Consider the following 18,489-nt stretch of genomic DNA (forward strand, 5'->3'; position numbering starts at 1 on the left):
GAAAGAACAAACTTTTTTTAACGCAAACACCACGCCTTCCTGAAACAGTCAAGACTGTCTAGAAAGGCGTGGTGTTGTAATTTCACATTCATAAAATCGTCAGGACAGATCGAACGGTCTCCGCCGAACGGTCAAGCGATTGTTGTTCGTCTTCTGTCAATTCAAGCTCGATAATCTGTTCGAGACCATTCCCACCGATGATCGTCGGAACCCCAAAGTATAGATCGTGATAGCCATACTCTCCTTCAAGATACGCGATGGCTGGTAAAATCCGTCGCTGATCTTTTAGGATTGCCTCTACCATCTCAACGATGGCAGCTGCTGGCGCATAGTAGGCAGAGCCGTTACCAAGTAACTGAACGATTTCTCCGCCACCTTTACGTGTCCGTTCAACGATTGCCGCGAGGCGGTCGGCAGAAATGAGTTTCTCGACCGGAATACCGCCTGCTTGTGAATAGCGAAGTAACGGTACCATGTCGTCTCCGTGTCCGCCGAGAACAAATCCTGAGACGTCCTTGACGGAAACATTCAACTCCATGGCGATGAACGTCCGGAACCGTGCCGTATCGAGCACACCCGATTGACCGATGACCCGCTCTTTCGGAAATCCTGACTCCTGAAAGACCGTATACGTCATCGCATCAACCGGATTCGTCAAGACGATGATGATCGATTCCGGTGCATGCTGAACGATTTCTTTTGTCACCGATTTCATGACAGTTGCATTCGTGCTGACTAAGTCTTCCCGACTCATTCCCGGTTTCCGGGCGATACCCGCCGTGATGATGACGATATCTGAGTCACTGATGTCCTTGTAGTCAGACGTTCCTTGAATCCATGAATCAAATCCTTGAATCGGAGCCGTTTCCTGTAAATCAAGTGCTTTGCCTTTTGTCGGATCTTCCAGTTGCGGCATATCGACGAGTACGATATCTCCAAGCTCTTTTTGAGCAAGATAAAGTGCTGTCGTCGCTCCCGTAAATCCACTACCGATGACTGAAATTTTCTTCCGCTTGTTCATCTTCCCATACCCCCTCTAATCCGAGATTACATGTTTTTGATGAGTTCATCCGCGAATTCAGAACATTTCACTTCTGTCGCGCCATCCATGAGACGTGCGAAGTCATATGTGACCACTTTTTCTTCGATTGATGTTTCCATCGACTTGATGATTAAATCAGCCGCTTCGTTCCAGCCAAGGTGACGGAACATCATTTCTCCTGAAAGAATGACAGAAGATGGGTTTACTTTATCAAGACCAGCATACTTCGGTGCAGTACCGTGCGTTGCTTCAAAGATTGCATGTCCAGTCAAGTAGTTGATGTTTGCTCCAGGAGCAATTCCGATTCCACCGACTTGTGCTGCAAGTGCATCTGAAATGTAGTCTCCGTTTAAGTTCATTGTCGCAACGACATCAAACTCTTTTGGACGCGTGAGAATTTGTTGTAAGAAGATATCTGCAATTGAATCTTTGACGATCAATTTGCCAGCAGCTTCAGCTTCAGATTGCGCTTTGTTTGCTGCGTCAGCACCTTCTTCTTCTTTGATGCGGTCATACTGGTTCCATGTGAAGACATGCTCTGCGTATTCACGCTCAGCAAGCTCGTATCCCCAGTTTTTGAAAGCACCTTCTGTGAACTTCATGATGTTTCCTTTATGAACGAGCGTCAATGAAGCACGTTTGTTTTCGAGTGCATATTCGATTGCAGCACGGACGAGGCGTTCTGTACCTTCTTTTGAAATCGGTTTAATTCCGAGACCCGATGTTTCTGGGAAGCGAATTTTGTTGACACCCATTTCTGTTTGGAGGAAGTTAAGTAATTTTTGTGCACCTTCGCTACCTTCTGCATATTCGATTCCTGCGTAGATGTCTTCTGTGTTTTCACGGAAGATGACCATATCAGTATCTTCAGGACGTTTAACAGGTGACGGAACACCAGTGAAATAACGTACCGGACGGAGACATGTGTACAAGTCGAGTTCTTGACGAAGGGCAACGTTCAGTGAACGAATTCCACCACCGACTGGTGTCGTGAGTGGTCCTTTGATTGCGATGATGTGCTCGCGGATTAGGTCAAGCGTTTCTTCAGGAAGCCAGCTACCTGTTTTATTGAATGCTTTTTCGCCTGCATAGACTTCTTTCCATTCAATTTTCTTTTCGCCGTTGTATGCTTTTTCGACTGCAGCGTCAAATACGCGAACTGCGGCATTCCAGATATCAGGTCCAGTGCCATCACCGATGATGAAAGGAATGATTGGAGCGTTAGGTACGTGCAATGTCCCGTTTGTTACCGTGATGTTTTCGCCTTGAATTGTAGCCATGTGTAAAATCCCCCTTGAATAATAGTTAACGTCAAAAAGCAGGAGAGGATTGCTCCTCTCCGTCGCTTAACGTTCGTTCATAGACACGTATGTCCGGTGCGTTTCACCAATATAATCTGCGCGTGGGCGAATGAGGCGATTGTCACTATATTGCTCTAAAATGTGCGCTAACCAACCTGACATCCGACTAACAGCAAAGATTGGTGTAAACAATTCTGTTTCAAGACCAAGTGCATGGTACGTAGAAGCAGAATAGAAATCAACATTTGGTTTCAATCCTTTTTCCGACTGGACGATTTCGTCAACCTTAACTGACATCTCATACCATTTCGGCTCCCCGATTTGAGCAGTCAATTGACGGCTCATCTCTTGAAGGTGCTTCGCGCGTGGATCACCATCTTTATAAACACGGTGACCGAAGCCCATGATTTTTTCCTTGTTCTTAAGTTTATTATGAACATACTCGCCAACCTTTTCAACCGAATCAATTTCAGTCAACATTTTCATGACCGCTTCGTTCGCTCCACCATGAAGTGGACCTTTGAGTGCACCCATTGCTGCCGTCACACCTGAATAGACATCAGAAAGTGTCGCGACACAAACACGTGCTGTGAACGTCGAGGCGTTCAACTCATGATCGGCGTGAAGCACAAGCGCTTGGTTGAATGCTTTTTCAGCAACTTCCGTCGGCTCTTCACCTGTCAACATATACAGGAAGTTCGCAGCGTACGAAAGACCGGATTTTGGTGCAATCGGATCGTGCCCCTTCTTGATACGCGCGTACGCCGTTACGAGCGTCGCGATTTGTGCTTGGAGTTTGATGGCTTTAGCGTAGTTCGCCTCTGTCGACATATCTTCAGCAGACTCATCATACAATGCAAGCTGTGATAAAGCAGTTCGGATGGCTGCCATCGCATTCGCTGTTTTCGGAGCTACTTTTAACGTCTCAAGTACAGCCGGTGCAACTTCTGCTTCAGTAATTAAAGCTTCTGAAAGTTGCTTTAACTCATCTTCTTTTGGCAAACGATCATTCCAAAGTAAGAAGACGACTTCTTCAAATGAGGCGTGCTCCGCCAAATCATCAATTGTATAACCACCATACGTCAACTGACCATCGATAATCGAACTAATCTTCGATGCTGTCGCGACGATTCCTTCTAACCCTTTTGTTTGAGTCATGTAAAAATCCCCCTTTTTTTCCCCCAGAAATTTAAAACGCTTTCATTTCCGTATTGAAAAAAAGACGTCTACTCAAGAAATCCCCTTGCTGAATCGCTTGTTCTTGAATAGACCATCTTGTTTCTGTCCTTAGTATAAACAAAATTAACCAAAAAGTGAACGAACTTGCATACTATTATCAAAAAATTAATTCGTTTGCGTTCATTTAAGTCACTTAGCCACTAAATGCTTTTGATATAACATCCCACATTCCAATGACGAGTGCAGCGATTCCTGCTCCTATCAATGGACCTACGGGAACACCTCTGAATAAACCGACCGCAAGAATTGTTCCGGCAAGCAGTGCCGTTGTGACGAGTGGATCTTCCTTCATCAAACCGACCCCGTGTGCAGCAACGATTGCGACGAATATTCCCGCTAAAAATGAAATGATTCCGATATGACCCCGGATGCTGTTTAACAATTCCTTAAACCCAATGTCCCCTGCCGCAATCGGCACGAGAATTGCAGCCGTGATCAATGTCACTCCCCAGGTGATCCCCTTCGCCTGCAACGATGGGAAGAGGCGACTATCTAATCCAATCGCTTTGACGATTAACAAGAAGGCAGCTGCGATGATGAGTGACTTATTTTGCGCAATGACTCCGATTAAAACGAGACCAATTAAAAAGAGATAGGCTTCCATGACGACCCCCATGTTTCGAAAAAACGGACATGGCTTTCGCCATATCCGTTTCATTGATTATGCGTTGTACAATTTCCCTGTCAATGGATCGATTGAAATCATTTGACCATCTGTAAAGATTGTCAAAGCATTTTCAACACCGACGATGACTGGTTTGCCGAGTGAAGGACCTACGATACCAGCATGGCTTGTCAATCCGCCATCTACTGTGATCATTGCAGCTGATAACTCGATTGCAGGCATCATGTCACGATCTGTTGAGTTCGTAACAAGAATCATACCTTTTTTTGCTTTCGCGTTTGCTTCTTCAGCTGTGTGCGCGATGACGACTTCGCCAACGACACCACGTTCGCCGATTCCGCGACCGTTCGCGATTTCTTTACCAACGATATGAATTTTCAACATGTTCGTTGTACCGGCAGTCAGAGCAGGGATCCCCGCAGAGATGACGACGAGGTCACCGTCTGTGACGAATCCAGCATCTTTTGCTGTATCGGCAGCAAGTGTCAACATATCATCCGTGTTGTCCGAGAGATGATCAACGACGATTGGGTACACACCCCAGACGATATTCAACTGACGCGCAACACGCGCGCTTGGTGTGACCGCAACGATGTTCGCCTCTGGACGGTATTTTGAAATCCGTGATGCCGTGTAGCCTGATTGTGTCGGCGTCAAGATTGCTTTTGCGTCCAAGTTGATTGATGTATGCGTAACCGCTTGAGCGATTGCATCCGTCACCGTGTGCTCACTACGCGTTTGACGATCTTTCAATAATTTTTTGTAGTCGAGCATTTTTTCTGTCCGCTTCGCAATCGTATGCATCATTTGAACAGACTCGATCGGGTAATCCCCTGCTGCTGTTTCGCCTGAAAGCATGATTGCATCCGTTCCATCAAGAATCGCATTCGCGACGTCTGATGCTTCAGCACGTGTCGGACGTGGGAAACGTTGCATCGAATCAAGCATCTGTGTTGCTGTGATGACTGGTTTACCATAGTGATTACAAATTTTGATGAGGTCTTTTTGAGCTGGTGTTACTTCTTCAGTCGGAATCTCGATTCCAAGATCACCACGTGCAACCATCAAACCGTCTGAAATCGCGATGATTTCTTCGATGTTGTCGAAACCTTCTTGGTTTTCGATTTTCGGGAAGATTTTGATGTGGCTCGCGTTGTGTTTTTCAAGTAATTGACGAATCGCCACAACGTCAGACGCACGACGGACGAATGAAGCAGCGATTAAATCGATGTCACTTTTGATTCCGAACTCGATGTCTGCGATATCTTTATCTGTCAAAGCAGGTAAGTTAACTTTTACGTTCGGTAAGTTAACACCTTTTTTCGTTTTGATGATACCTTCGTTTTCGATGTCACAAAGAAGTTCACGGTTCGCAAGTTTCTCCGCAACACGAAGTCCGATTAATCCATCGTCTAACATGATCATCGAACCGACTTCGACATCATCATACAAACCGTCGTATGTCACAGAGAATTTATCTGCTGTACCGACGATTTCATTTGCATCACCGCTGACGACGATGACTTGTTTGCCACGGACGAGAAGCGCTTTTCCTTCTTCAAACGTATGCGTCCGGATTTCAGGACCTTTTGTATCTAAAAGGATTGTTACTAATTTGTTTGCTTCTTCAGCTGCGCGACGGATATCCGTGATTCGTGCGCCGTGTTCTTCATAGTCACCGTGTGAGAAGTTCAAACGAGCGACGTTCATTCCTGCTTCAATCATTTCTGGAAGACGTTTTTCTGACGCCGGTCCAATCGTACATACAATTTTAGTTCTGCGCATATTCCATAAACCTCCTACAATGTTTGGCCGTTTGTCAACAGTGCCAATAAACCTAACCAAAATAACCTCGAGTATTAAAGATATATTAGATTGAGAGTTGTTTCGACAATTCTAAGATATCAAGATCGAGTACATGTTTGTTTTCATCTAATGCTTCGTCAATATCAAGATCCATCATTTTACCACCCCGAACGCCAACAACACGTCCCTGTTTACCTTCAAGTAAAATGTCGATTGCGTAAGCGCCCATCCGGCTCGCAAGTACGCGGTCAGCAGCTGTTGGCGCTCCTCCACGTTGAACATGACCTAACACGGTAACGCGTGTATCAAGCCCTGTTTCTTTCGCGATTTGATCCCCAACATCTTGCGCCCGACCTGCACCTTCAGCGACGATGACGATCGAGTGTTTTTTACCACGATTGACACCACTTTGAATACGATCGAGGACTTCTTTTAAATCTTCTGGACGCTCTGGAACAAGAATCGACTCCGCCCCACCTGCTAATCCAGCATAGAGTGCGATATCTCCAGCATCACGACCCATGACTTCGATGACATATGTCCGTTCATGCGAAGATGCCGTATCCCGGATTTTATCGATTGCTTCGAGCGCTGTATTGAGCGCTGTATCAAATCCAATCGTATAATCCGTTCCTGGAATATCATTATCAATCGTTCCCGGAAGACCGATTGTCGGGAAACCAAGTCCCGTCAGTTTTTGAGCACCACGGTACGACCCGTCGCCACCTACGACGACAAGTGCGTCAATTTCGAATTTCTTCAAGTTGACGACTGCTTTTGCACGTCCTTCTTCTGTGCGGAACTCAGGACAGCGAGCTGAACGAAGGAACGTTCCTCCACGCTGAATAATGTCCCCAACTGACCCAAGGTTCAATTGGACGAGATCTCCATTGATTAAACCTTGATATCCATTGTAGACACCAAATACTTCTAGGCCATGAAAAATTGCTTTACGTGTAACAGCACGCACCGCAGCATTCATCCCGGGTGCATCTCCACCACTTGTTAAGACAGCAATCCGTTTTAAACTCACGTTAATCACCTCTCTATTAATCTGAATCTAAAATAGCACGTTGTTTTCTTGTTTTACAACAGGGCAGATTGCATAAACTTGAACCGACAGTTTGTTCAGCCTATCACGAAGTAAGGAATCCCAACCATGATAGCGATTACATGCCCCTTATGTGCCAATCCGGTGATATTTTTCTGTGCGCTTCTCAATCAGCTGTTCTGATGTTAACTGTGTAAGATACGCAAGCTTCTGTTCTAGTACAACTTTTAATTTGTCCGCCTGTAATGAAACATCTAAATGTGCCCCACCAATGACTTCAGGAATGATTGCATCCGCAATCCCTAGACGCAATAAATCGGGTGCAGTAATTCGCATTGATTCCGCTGCTTGTTCTGAAAGACTTGCATCTTTCCAAAGCAAAGCAGCTGCACCTTCAGGTGATATGACAGAGTACGTTGAGTTCTCGAGCATCAACAGTTCATCACATACACCGATACCAAGCGCTCCACCAGAACCGCCTTCGCCAATGACGATCGAGATGATCGGCACTTCCATGCCAGCCATTTCAAAGAGATTTTTCGCGATCGCCTCGCTTTGGCCGCGCTCTTCCGCTGCACGACCCGGGTAAGCCCCTTTCGTATCGATGAACGTAATGATTGGACGGTTGAACTTCACGGCTTGTTGCATGAGTCGGAGTGCTTTTCGATATCCTTCCGGATGAGGCATTCCAAAGTTTCGGCGGATGTTTTCCTTCGTATCCTTACCACGCTGATGGCCGATGATTGTTACAGGTCGACCGTTCAGCATCGCGATTCCACCAACGATTGCAGCATCATCATATCCATGCCGGTCGCCATGAAGTTCGATGAAGTCGTCACAAATCCGCTCGACGTAATCAAGCGTCGTCGGTCGTTCAGGATGACGTGCCAACTGCACACGGTTCCACGCTTTCATATTCCCATAAATATCGAGTTCTAATCGACGTAATCGTTCTTCGAGCAAATTCAGCTCTTCTTTAAAATCGAGACCTTGCGTTTCCGCCATGTCGTGAAGTTCTAATATTTTCTCGCGTAACGCGATGACTGGTTGATCAAATGGTTGCATGATTGGTTCCCTCCGCGTGCATCATCAGAATTCGTTTATAGTAGGTCTTCAAATCGTGTCGTGATACGACATCATCGAGTTGACCCGCTTGTAGTAGAAATTCCGACGTCTGAAAATCTTCCGGCAATTTTTCTCGAATCGTTTGTTCGATGATCCGTCGTCCTGCAAAACCAATCAATGCGCCCGGCTCTGCAATGTTGTAATCTCCAAGCATCGCAAAACTAGCTGAGACACCACCTGTCGTCGGATGAGTCATGCATGAGATGTAGAGGAGTCCGGCATCCGAATGTTGCTTCAGGAATAAACTTGACTTCGCCATCTGCATTAAACTGACCATGCCTTCTTGCATCCGTGCCCCACCTGAAGCAGAGAAAATCGTTACAGGCAATCGATGTTTCGTTGCATACCGGACTGCTTCTGCAATCGCTGCTCCAACTGCCGCCCCCATCGAACCCATCCGAAAGCGAGCATCCATCACACACGCAACGAGTGGATAACCATCCACCGTACCGACACCACAGACGATGGCTTCTTCAAGACCTGTCCGCACTTGATCCCCCTTCAATTTTTCTGGATAATCTTGAAATTGAAGCGGGTCTGCTTTTACGTTCGGAAGATCAAAATATGTGATGCTACCGTCATCAAATAGTTGCGAAAAACGTTCCTGCGCCGTCAAAGGATGGTGATATCCACATGTACAGACACGCAAGTTGGCTTCAAGTTGTTTCGTATATTGGATTAATTTACATTTTGGACATTTCGTCATCAGTCCGACTGGGACGTCGACCCGTTGCTCTTTCGTCGTCAACGTCACGAACTTTTTAGGTTTTCGAAAAAATGCTTGCACGTTAGTTCCCCCTTGTAGTTCCTAAGAGCGTTTCAGGAGTGCTTCCCGTTCCGCTCGCGTATAGAGTTCCCCTTGACCAAAACTTTGATAAAATGCATTCACTTGTCTCCAAATCCGCTCGAACAAATCATTTTTCACCGTATTGATCAACGTTTCTCGAAACGCAGTATCTGAATCGAGATGTTCTTCCAGAAACGTATAATCGTCCAACTGGGCAATAGCAGATTGTTCAAGTAAGCGAAGTGTTCCTGCTAAATCTTCAAATTTCGAGTCGCCGGTCACTAAAAATTGGGCAATGATTTGAATATAGGTATGGTCGTCACGATTTAAAAGAAAGCTTCCTCCACCATGTCTCGTCTCAATGATTCCGAGATAAGCAAGCGTTCGCAATGCTTCCCTGACGGACGGTCGGCTGATTGCTAGTCGCTCAGCCAACTCACGTTCAGATGGGATCCGATCTCCCGGAACTAATCCATCCTGCTCAATCATCAATTTAATTGCCGCGATGTTCATTTCAAAAGCGTTTCGCTTTTTCTCCATTTTTACGGCACCACCTTTCTGACGTACCCGTCATTACATAAAATCAGGTGGCATTGGTCAGACCAATTACCCCTTATTATAACAAATCTTATTACCTACTACTAGTTTGATCGGGGGACATTTTTTAAGATGATGTTCGCTTCACCAAATTGAATCCGTAATTGCGCGAACAGCTCTTCTTCATGACGAATCGCATATAATCCCGGCAACGTCTTTGTTTCGTTCGTGTCAGCATAGCGGACGACGACCGGAATGTCACCCGGTGCGATTTCAAGTACACGTTCAAGAGGAGCCAGCTCATTTTTAGAAGGTAACTTGATGAACAAGACATCTTGACCAAGCGGACGCAACCGCTCTAACACGAACTGCCGTTCACCTGCCCGGTCTTGCACCTTCACTTCGATCAACAACACGTTTCCGACATACAACGATCGTTTATACATGTCGTACTGTTTCGGGAAAATGACGACCTCTTCGTTCGAATACCCATCAACGGCTTGCATGACGCCCATTGATTGTGCACGTTTCGTCTTAAATTCCCGCAGCTGCTCGATATAACACACAAGATAGACGGATTCTTCCATCTCGCTTGAAACATCATGAAAATGCGTCGTCTCGACTTGGGGTGTCATCGCTGTCATCAAAGGTGAGTAGGTTAACCAGAATCCAAGTGCTTCACGTTCGAGCCGCGCCCAGTCCGTCGCAGTACGTGTGACGGCCTTTGTCGTTGCCCGCTTACCGAGGCTTGCTAATTCGTCCGGTAACAACGTATTCGAAGCCATCGTAAAGTAATCAAGGACTTCTTGTTCTGCCAGGCCGCGGTCGCCATGTGTCGCGCGGTCGAATGCTCCACCATAGAGTAACAATTCGATTTTAGCGCGTTCTTTTTTTCCCCAGCCGACGGTCGTCAGTAACGTCGTGATTGTCTGCGATGATTTCGCTGCTTCTTTCAAAGCTTTAAAATCGCGTTCCGATATTCCACGTAACACTTGAATCCCGAGTCGGATGCCTTTTCCTTCCAAAGTCGAACGATAGTCTGAAATCCAAATATCAGGTGGTAAGGCAGGCAAACGCTTGTCCCGCATCGCCCGGACGAGTCGTTCCGGTTGATCGATCGACACAAGGGAAAAAACTTGTGGATAGTGAGCTTTCATATAACCTAACGCATAACTAATCTTCGTATAGGCGACTGCGTGACTCCGGTTAAAACCATAGCCCGCGAAACGTTCGATTTGATCATACAGTGTCTCAGCAGTCGTTTGCGCAAGACCATTCTGAACGGCACCTTCTAAAAAACGCACTTTCTCTGATTCGACCGACGCACTATTTTTTTTCGATATCGCCCGACGTAATAAATCTGCTTGCGCCAGTGTAAATCCGGCGACCCGACGCGTGATTTCCATGATTTGCTCTTGATAGACGATGACACCGTATGTCGTCTCCAGTACTTCCGCTAAAATCGGATGAACCGTTTGATAAGGTTGTCCCGCCTTGCGTTTCGCATATAGATCGATGAATTTCATCGGCCCCGGCCGAAAGAGTGACATCGTCGCGACTAAATCTTCAAAACGGGTCGGTTTGACTTCACGTAACGTCTGCTTCATCCCGTTCGATTCGAACTGGAAGATATAATCCGTATCCCCTCGTGCAAATAAACGTAGGGTTGCCGAATCTTCTTCCGGAAGCTCTTCCATCGAAAAATCGGGGCGTTCCCGCCGAATCAACTGTTCCATTTGTCGAAGACGCGTCAAATTCCTGAGTCCTAGTAAATCGATTTTCAAGAGACCTTGTTGTTCGAGTGCTTTCATCAAATATTGGGTGACGAACCGCTCGCTCGATCCTGTATCGAGCGGCGTCGTCTCAATCAAGTCTTCCGAGCCGATGACGACACCGGCTGCATGAATCGACCGCTGTCTTGGCAATCCTTCGATTGCTTGGGCGAGGTGTAACAATTGGCGCCGCTTCTCACTTCCGGAGAACCAGCGGTAGATGGTTTGCTTTTGTTCGATTCCTTGTAAGGTCGTTTCTTTAGCGATTTGCTTCGCCGCAGCATCCGTCTCATCTTTTGAAAACTCGAGGACACGGGCGACATCTCGAAGCGATGCTTTTGCACCAAGGGTCGACAACGTCCCGATTTGACCGACGTGACTTCGACCATATCGGTCAACGAGATAATCCAGTAGCTCCTCGCGGCGTTCGTCCTCAATATCGATATCGATATCCGGCATCGTGATGCGTTCTGGGTTTAAGAAACGTTCGAACAGCAACCCATATTTCAACGGATCAACCGTCGTAATGCCTAATGTATAACTGACGAGCGACCCGGCAGCCGACCCACGCCCGGGACCGACACGAATGCCGACCGCTTTCGCATGCCGTACTAAATCCTCGACGATTAAAAAGTAGTCAGCAAATCCAGTTGTTTCGATGACGTCGAGCTCGTAACGGAGTCTCGCCTCCGCAGTCTCATCAACTAGACCGTGTGCCAGTAATCCGTCGCGTGCAAGCTGACGTAGTTTCCCCATTGAGTCATCCGCGACACGTGGCAACGGTCTCGACTGTTTCGGTAATGTAAGTGTTTCTTGCGTCTGCGCCCACTGTTTCAAGAGACGTTGTTCGTGCTCGGTAAAATGTTCGCGTAATTCTTCATCCGACTTGAGATGTGCTTGTCGATTCACTTTTTGTTCTTGAAACGGTGTCCCTTCGTCAATCGCCCGGAGTGCTTGGTAGGCATCTGCGTCGTCACGACGCAAGTAGCGGACAGGATCGATCGGGATGGTTTCCAGTCCTAACTCTTGGGCAACTACCCGGTAACGCTCCCTGCTGTCCCGTTCGACAGTCGAGCGCGCCATTTTCACACCTAAATAGACCGTCGCATTTTTGGCATACCCCATCCAATTCACGACTTGACGCCGAAGTCGCGTTTCATCTTCTGTCGCTTGACGTTTCGGCTCAAGGATTGCGATTAATTCGCTGCACTCCTCTGTTTCCTGTCCACTGGCTAATCGGTATAACATCTGTAATCCCCGACCTGTTTTGGCATACCATAAAATATTGAATTCATCGATTTCCTTCATGTCTTGTTCATAACCGACGACCGGAAGCAAATCCCGTTTTTGACATTCAGAAACGAACGCCGGAACCCCCGTTAGCGTCGTCTCGCAAATCGCCGCAGTTGAGGCTCCCCTTCGCTTCAACTCGTCGAGATACGGTGATAGACGAATCATACTCTGCAATGGGCTGTAGGCCGTTCGTACGTTCAATTGCATCATATTTCCTCCCTCCTTTTCTACTTCTTTCATCCATTATAAGTTTTTGCATGGTAAAAGTTTTCAGAACATTCATATCTAGCGACTCCTGACTATCGCCTTCTTACTCAATATTCGATACAATAAGTATAGAAATATCATGACGCGGAAGGAAGGAGTGTTTCTGATGATTTTAAATCGTAGCCAGATTGCCCGTGAAAAAGTCGAGCAACTCAAACTCGGTGTCACTGCCTTTACTGAAACAGAAGAAATCGCCGAACGCATTCGGAAGTCTGTTAAAGAGTTAGAACTCAATGTCATCGAAGACCATACAGAACGCGGAATTTGGTTTATTCCGCAAGAAGAGACAACGACGCACTGAGACCACAAAAGGCTGTCCGCTATGTATCCGAATCTGGATGATAGCGAGCAGCCTCTTTTCATTCGAAGCGGAAGTCTCGTGCGACTGCGTCGAGACGGGCGACGACTTGATCCACTTCTGACAAGTGATCGATTGTCGCGCCGGACGCCATCGGATGTCCACCGCCCCGGAACTCCTTCGCTACTTCATTGATGACGGGTCCTTTTGAACGAATACGCACGCGGACCTCTTTTTCCGTCTCGAGGAATAACGCCCAACTCTTCATTCCTTTAAGGCCGGCAAAACTATTGACGAGCAATGAAGCTTGTTCGACCGTCGCATCGAAACGTTTTAACGTCTCTTGCGTCAAGACGACATAACCGACGCCTGCATCCGTCAACTGGATATGTTGCAAGACATATCCTTGCAAATGAAGTGCAACGAGTTCCGTTTGATACATGTTTCGATAGAGCCAGTCTGTATCGATTTCGAGATCAAGCAGTTGTGCTGCGACGGCAAACGTTTTGCTCGTCGTCCCTCTAAATTGGAAGCGTCCTGTATCCCCGACGATTCCTGCATAAAATTGAATCGCCGCTGCCGCCGGGATAGGATATCCCCAGTCATTCAACAGATGGACAAGTAATTCCGATGTCGAACTGATGGTCGGATCGACGAGTTGGACTTTTGCATAAGCATCTTCGTCCGGGTGATGATCAATCTTAACGACGTGACGCCCTGTCATCGCAACATGACCGTCGATTCGTGCTTCATTCGCCGTATCTAAAATGACGACGAGTGCTTCTTCATACATTTTCGGTTCCACTGCGTCGAGCTTCCCCATGAACGATAGGGAGTCTGCCATCTCACCGACGGCGTAGATTTTTTTCTCCGGAAATTGTTGCTGCAAGACTTCACGTAACCCGAACTGGCTTCCAAGCGCATCCGGATCCGGTCGTTCATGCCGATGAATAATAATCGTCGATGCGTCTTCAATCAATTGTCTGATTTGTTCTTTCACAGTGCACAGCTCCTCTAAATATTGATATGATACAAACAGATACGAAAAAGAAAGGAAGGTCATCCCCATGCAATTCGTTCTAATCTTGTTAATCGTCTTGTCGCTAGGAGGCTATTTACTCGCTAAGCGTCGTGCATTCCATACGAAGAGTACGAATCGGAAATTTTTATTTAACACCCAAGCAAGCATTTGGCTCAGCCTATTCGTCATCTTGTTCGCAGCCAATCAATTTCTGTCTGGCGACGGATTGACGACGTTGACGGGTAAAATCGTCTGCTCGATTTTAATCGCAGTTGGTCTCGCCTCATTCATCGCAGGTTTCATTCGTTATCGAAAAATCTATCCTTATGTTGTTCGCGAAATGGAACAATCGTAAAAAAAGACGGATCCTCCGTCTTTTTTATTTGGTCATTTATCAAATTCAGGCGAGAATACGCCCACTTCTAAACGATCCTGGTGAAGCCCGAGTGAAAGTGGGAGATGAATCGCCACCCTCTCTTTCGGCTATATCCGTTGTAAGGAGGTGAACATCATGTTGACACACAAGGCCTACAAATTCAGAATCTACCCGACAAAAGAACAGGAAATCCTGATTGCGAAGACGATCGGTTGTTCGCGCTTCGTCTTCAACCACTTTTTGGCGAAGTGGGATGAGACGTATAAAGCGACAGGTAAAGGACTGTCCTACGGGTCTTGTTCGAAAGAACTCCCGTCGTTGAAGCAGGCGTTCGACTGGTTGAAAGAAGTCGATAGCACGTCTGTGCAGACGAGCGTCAAGCATCTTGCCGATGCCTTTGACCGCTTCTTCAAGAAGCAGAACGACCCCGCTTCAAGTCAAAGCGCAATCCCGTTCAATCGTACAAGACGAACATTCAAGGCAAGTCTCAACTTCCCGAAGTCTCGATCGTCGGCGCCAAGATCAAAATTCCAAAGCTGAAGTGGGTGCGTTTCGCCAACTCGAGGCAGGTTGTCGGACGCATCTTGAGCGCCACGATCCGACGTAACGCTTCAGGAAAATACTTCGTCTCCCTGCTCGTCGAGCAGGAGAGCAACGAAATGCCGAAGACGGGCTCATCCGTCGGCGTCGATGTCGGATTGAAGCACTTCGCCATCCTGTCGGACGGCACGGTGTACAAGAACGACCGTTACTTCCGTTCGCTTGAGAAGAAGCTCGCTCGCGAGCAACGCAAGCTTTCTCGTCGTCAACGGTTGGCCTTGGACAAGAACGGAAAACTTTCCGAGGCGAAGAACTATCAGAAGCAGAAGCGGAAGGTCGCCCGCATCCACGAGAAGATCGCCAACAAGCGAACCGACTTCCTGCACAAGGTATCGACCGAGATCGTCAAAAACCACGACGTCATCGGCATCGAGACCTTGCAGGTGAAGAACATGCAGAAGAATCGCAAGTTGAGCAAGTCCATCTCCGAGGTCAGTTGGTCGGAGTTCTTCCGCATGCTCGGATACAAGGCGGAATGGTACGGGAAGACCGTCGTGAAAGTCGGCAAGACCTTCGCCTCTACTCAACTGTGCTCCGGTTGCGGACATCAACACAAAGACGTGAAACATCTTGGCTTGCGTGAATGGACATGCCCGAGTTGCGGCATCCACCACGACCGCGATGTGAACGCAGGACTGAACCTCAAACAAGAAGCTGAACGCCTCTTAGCTTCTTCAACCGTCGGGACGACGGGGTTAGCCTGATCAATTTTCGACCGTTAGGTCGGATCACTCAGGAATCCTCCACCTCTAAGCGAAGCCTAGGTGGAGGTAGTTCAACGATCGATCAGTTGTGAAGTCACAAGTGCCTTCGCAACAATTTGGGTTCCTTGGTACATCTCGACGTCGACTTTACCGAACTTCCGGCCAACATCAAATACATTCGCCCGAATCGTAATCGTACTCTCAATCTGAACTGGCTTGATGAAATAGATGCTGACATTTTCGATGACGAGATCACCCTTCTTCATATGCCGCAACATCCGTGTCGCACCCTCGACGAGCAGCGTCGTCAAGACGCCACTCGACGCCGTCCCCATGAAATTCGTCATCTGCGGTGAGACTTCAAGCGACAAATACTGTCCCCGGTCATCTTCGGCCGTCTTGATTTGCCCTGTAATCAAATCATCAAACGTTTCGCCGACTTGCGGCTGACGATTTGCGAGTTGGAGCGCCTTCAAGACATCTTGCCGACTGATGATGCCTAGCAACCTGCCATACTGGTCGATGACCGGCAACATTTCGATCCCTTCCCAAACCATCTGGTGCGCCGAGTTCGTCACGCTCGTCCGAATACCGACCGTGATCGGATGGCGGGTCATGACTTTTTCAACCGGCCAATCATGCGGTCGGTCAATGATGTCTTTCGCCGTGACAACGCCGACGACCTTCATCTGCTCATCGATGACAGGATACCGATTGTGTTTCGTCTGTTCGTTCAATTCATGCCATCTTGAAATCGGGTCGTTTGTCTGTAAATAAAAGGTATCATGCAACGGAATCAAAATATCGGAAACGAGCAAAATCTCCTTTTTGATCAGGCGATCGTAAATCGCCCGGTTAATCATCGTCGCAACCGTAAACGTATCGTACGACGTCGAAATGATCGGAAGTTCCATTTCATCTGCCAAGCGCTTCGCATCTTCCGTCGTATCGAAACCGCCTGTGATTAAGACAGCCGCTCCCGCCTCGAGAACCAGTTCATGCGCCTTCTCTCGGTTACCGATGATAACGAGACTATCGACGTCGATGTATCGCATCATCGCCTCTAACTTCATCGCACCGATAACGAATTTCGTTAACGTCTTGTGTAGACCGTTCCGTCCGCCGAGAACTTGTCCGTCAACGATGTTGACAACTTCTGCAAACGTCAGTTTTTCAATATTTTCTTTCTGTTTTTTCTTAATGCGAATCGTCCCGACCCGTTCAATCGTCGAAACAAAGCCTAGATTTTCGGCTTCTTTAATCGCACGGTATGCCGTACCTTCTGATACCGTTAAATCTTTCGCAATCTGCCGGACGGATATTTTTGCGCCAACATCGAGATCTTCAATGTGCCGGATGATCTGTTCGTGTTTCGTAGGCATGCTGTATCCCTTCTTTTTCCTATATTCTACTCTTCTGTCATTATACTGTACTACTCGAAAGAATGAAAAGTGTACTAGTCCGATTTGCGAGAAATGTTTTCCAAAAGCAAGGATGTTATACTGAAAAGTGACTATTAGAGAGGTGGGAATAAGATGTTAGAACGTACGAATCAAATCAGCCAAGTATTAAAAGAATCAGGCATCGATGTCGCCTTGATTACTTCAAAAGCCGGTGTATTCTATTTTTCTGGTGTCTACGCTGAACCACACGAGCGTGTCATGGCCGTCATCGTTGACGCGAATGGAAAACGAGCACTCTTCTGCCCAGCACTCGAAGCAAGTATCGTAGCAGCAAGTCCATGGGATGGTGAAGTCGTCACTTATGCCGATCATGAAAATCCATTCGACAAAATCGCGCAATTGCTCGGCTCGTTCGCCGTCTCAAACAACCGACTCGGGATTGAAGGGGAACACATGACGTTCAGCCGTTTCAAAGAGCTTGAGTCTCGTTTGGAAAATGCGGCAATTCTCGATATCGGAGATAAGCTCCAAGCATTGCGCCTCCTAAAAGATTCAGAAGAAATCACGATTTTGCGCGAAGCCGCTCAACTCGCAGACGAAGCAATCGAAATCGGGAAAAATGCAATTCGCCCCGGCGTGACTGAAATCGAAGTCATCGCACAAATCGAATTCGAGATGAAGAAAAAAGGCGTCCGCGAAATGTCTTTTGATACACTCGTCTTATTCGGTGCAAACAGCGCTGATCCGCACGGTGTCCCTGGCGACCGCGTCATTAAAGAGGGCGATTTCGTTTTGTTCGACCTCGGTGTCGTTTGGAAAGGGTACTGCTCTGATATTACACGGACGTTCGTTTTTGGAACTCCGAGTGCGGAACAGGAAAAAATGTATCAAACTGTTTTAACCGCGCTTGAAGCAGCGACAGATGCGAGTCGTGTCGGCATCACACTCGGTACACTTGACGAAGCGGCACGGAACGTCATCGACCAGGCTGGTTATGGCGAATACTTCACGCACCGCGTTGGTCACGGTCTTGGAATCGACGTCCATGAATTCCCGTCACTTGCATCGAATAATCTTCTGACAGCTGAGCCTGGTATCGTCTATACACTTGAGCCTGGCATCTACGTCCCTGACGTTGGTGGCGTTCGAATCGAAGACGACATTCATTTAACAGCAGACGGTCCAGAAGCATTGACGCGCTATCCGAAACACTTACAATCAATCGAAGCCAACTAAACATCT

At 47.3% G+C, this 18,489-nt stretch carries 15 protein-coding genes and 1 pseudogene; 4 read left to right on the forward strand and 12 right to left on the reverse strand.

What is annotated here, in order from left to right; genetic code table 11:
- Window positions 1–88: 88 nt before the first annotated feature.
- The 10 genes from mdh to dnaE all read right to left on the reverse strand — a co-directional run bounded on the left by mdh (window position 89) and on the right by dnaE (window position 12,788).
- Window positions 89–1,021: a malate dehydrogenase gene (gene mdh / locus AC0VYQ_RS11340; RefSeq protein WP_475403583.1), complete on the reverse strand. Its 933-nt coding sequence runs from the start codon at window positions 1,019–1,021 to the stop codon at window positions 89–91.
- Window positions 1,022–1,047: 26 nt separating this feature from the next.
- Entirely contained in the window at window positions 1,048–2,322 is a 1,275-nt protein-coding gene (gene icd / locus AC0VYQ_RS11345) for an NADP-dependent isocitrate dehydrogenase (protein ID WP_214807234.1), read from the reverse strand.
- Window positions 2,323–2,388: 66 nt separating this feature from the next.
- Window positions 2,389–3,501: a citrate synthase gene (gene citZ, locus AC0VYQ_RS11350; protein WP_475403584.1), complete on the reverse strand. Its 1,113-nt coding sequence runs from the start codon at window positions 3,499–3,501 to the stop codon at window positions 2,389–2,391.
- Between the two features lie 214 nt (window positions 3,502–3,715).
- A complete protein-coding gene (locus AC0VYQ_RS11355) occupies window positions 3,716–4,186 on the reverse strand; it encodes a DUF441 domain-containing protein (protein ID WP_029331144.1) in 471 nt (156 codons plus the stop codon).
- 57 nt (window positions 4,187–4,243) lie between these two features.
- The gene (pyk, locus tag AC0VYQ_RS11360; RefSeq protein ID WP_475403585.1) at window positions 4,244–5,992 is read right to left on the reverse strand and encodes a pyruvate kinase; all 1,749 of its coding nucleotides are present in this window, start codon (window positions 5,990–5,992) and stop codon (window positions 4,244–4,246) included.
- Between the two features lie 85 nt (window positions 5,993–6,077).
- Window positions 6,078–7,046 carry a 6-phosphofructokinase gene (gene pfkA / locus AC0VYQ_RS11365; RefSeq protein WP_088837608.1) on the reverse strand — a complete coding sequence of 323 codons (969 nt, stop codon included), beginning with the start codon at window positions 7,044–7,046 and terminating at the stop codon, window positions 6,078–6,080.
- A 147-nt stretch (window positions 7,047–7,193) separates the two neighbouring features.
- Window positions 7,194–8,129 carry an acetyl-CoA carboxylase carboxyl transferase subunit alpha gene (accA, locus tag AC0VYQ_RS11370; RefSeq protein WP_475403586.1) on the reverse strand — a complete coding sequence of 312 codons (936 nt, stop codon included), beginning with the start codon at window positions 8,127–8,129 and terminating at the stop codon, window positions 7,194–7,196.
- A complete protein-coding gene (gene accD, locus AC0VYQ_RS11375) occupies window positions 8,116–8,976 on the reverse strand; it encodes an acetyl-CoA carboxylase, carboxyltransferase subunit beta (protein ID WP_088837609.1) in 861 nt (286 codons plus the stop codon). Before accD ends, accA begins: the two co-directional genes overlap by 14 nt.
- Before the next feature lie 21 nt (window positions 8,977–8,997).
- The gene (locus AC0VYQ_RS11380) at window positions 8,998–9,516 is read right to left on the reverse strand and encodes a FadR/GntR family transcriptional regulator (protein WP_029331149.1); all 519 of its coding nucleotides are present in this window, start codon (window positions 9,514–9,516) and stop codon (window positions 8,998–9,000) included.
- Between the two features lie 101 nt (window positions 9,517–9,617).
- Window positions 9,618–12,788: a DNA polymerase III subunit alpha gene (gene dnaE, locus AC0VYQ_RS11385; RefSeq protein WP_475403587.1), complete on the reverse strand. Its 3,171-nt coding sequence runs from the start codon at window positions 12,786–12,788 to the stop codon at window positions 9,618–9,620.
- A 163-nt stretch (window positions 12,789–12,951) separates the two neighbouring features.
- Between dnaE and AC0VYQ_RS11390 the strand changes: the two genes are divergently transcribed.
- Window positions 12,952–13,146 (forward strand): YtzJ family protein, encoded by a 195-nt coding sequence (locus tag AC0VYQ_RS11390; RefSeq protein WP_088837612.1) that lies wholly within the window; start codon window positions 12,952–12,954, stop codon window positions 13,144–13,146.
- Between the two features lie 58 nt (window positions 13,147–13,204).
- Here AC0VYQ_RS11390 and AC0VYQ_RS11395 read toward each other — a convergent pair whose 3' ends face one another.
- Window positions 13,205–14,143: a DHH family phosphoesterase gene (locus AC0VYQ_RS11395; RefSeq protein ID WP_475403588.1), complete on the reverse strand. Its 939-nt coding sequence runs from the start codon at window positions 14,141–14,143 to the stop codon at window positions 13,205–13,207.
- A 67-nt stretch (window positions 14,144–14,210) separates the two neighbouring features.
- On the opposite strand from AC0VYQ_RS11395, the gene AC0VYQ_RS11400 reads away from it, so the two are divergent.
- Window positions 14,211–14,519 carry a YtpI family protein gene (locus AC0VYQ_RS11400; RefSeq protein ID WP_088837614.1) on the forward strand — a complete coding sequence of 103 codons (309 nt, stop codon included), beginning with the start codon at window positions 14,211–14,213 and terminating at the stop codon, window positions 14,517–14,519.
- Between the two features lie 156 nt (window positions 14,520–14,675).
- A pseudogene (tnpB, locus tag AC0VYQ_RS11405) lies at window positions 14,676–15,844 on the forward strand (IS200/IS605 family element RNA-guided endonuclease TnpB).
- Between the two features lie 71 nt (window positions 15,845–15,915).
- Here tnpB and AC0VYQ_RS11410 read toward each other — a convergent pair.
- Window positions 15,916–17,226 (reverse strand): DRTGG domain-containing protein, encoded by a 1,311-nt coding sequence (locus AC0VYQ_RS11410; RefSeq protein ID WP_029331154.1) that lies wholly within the window; start codon window positions 17,224–17,226, stop codon window positions 15,916–15,918.
- A 153-nt stretch (window positions 17,227–17,379) separates the two neighbouring features.
- Between AC0VYQ_RS11410 and AC0VYQ_RS11415 the strand changes: the two genes are divergently transcribed.
- Window positions 17,380–18,483 (forward strand): M24 family metallopeptidase, encoded by a 1,104-nt coding sequence (locus tag AC0VYQ_RS11415; protein WP_475403589.1) that lies wholly within the window; start codon window positions 17,380–17,382, stop codon window positions 18,481–18,483.
- Window positions 18,484–18,489 lie beyond the last annotated feature (6 nt).

Source organism: Exiguobacterium sp. QJM3NY_9 (assembly GCF_056173545.1).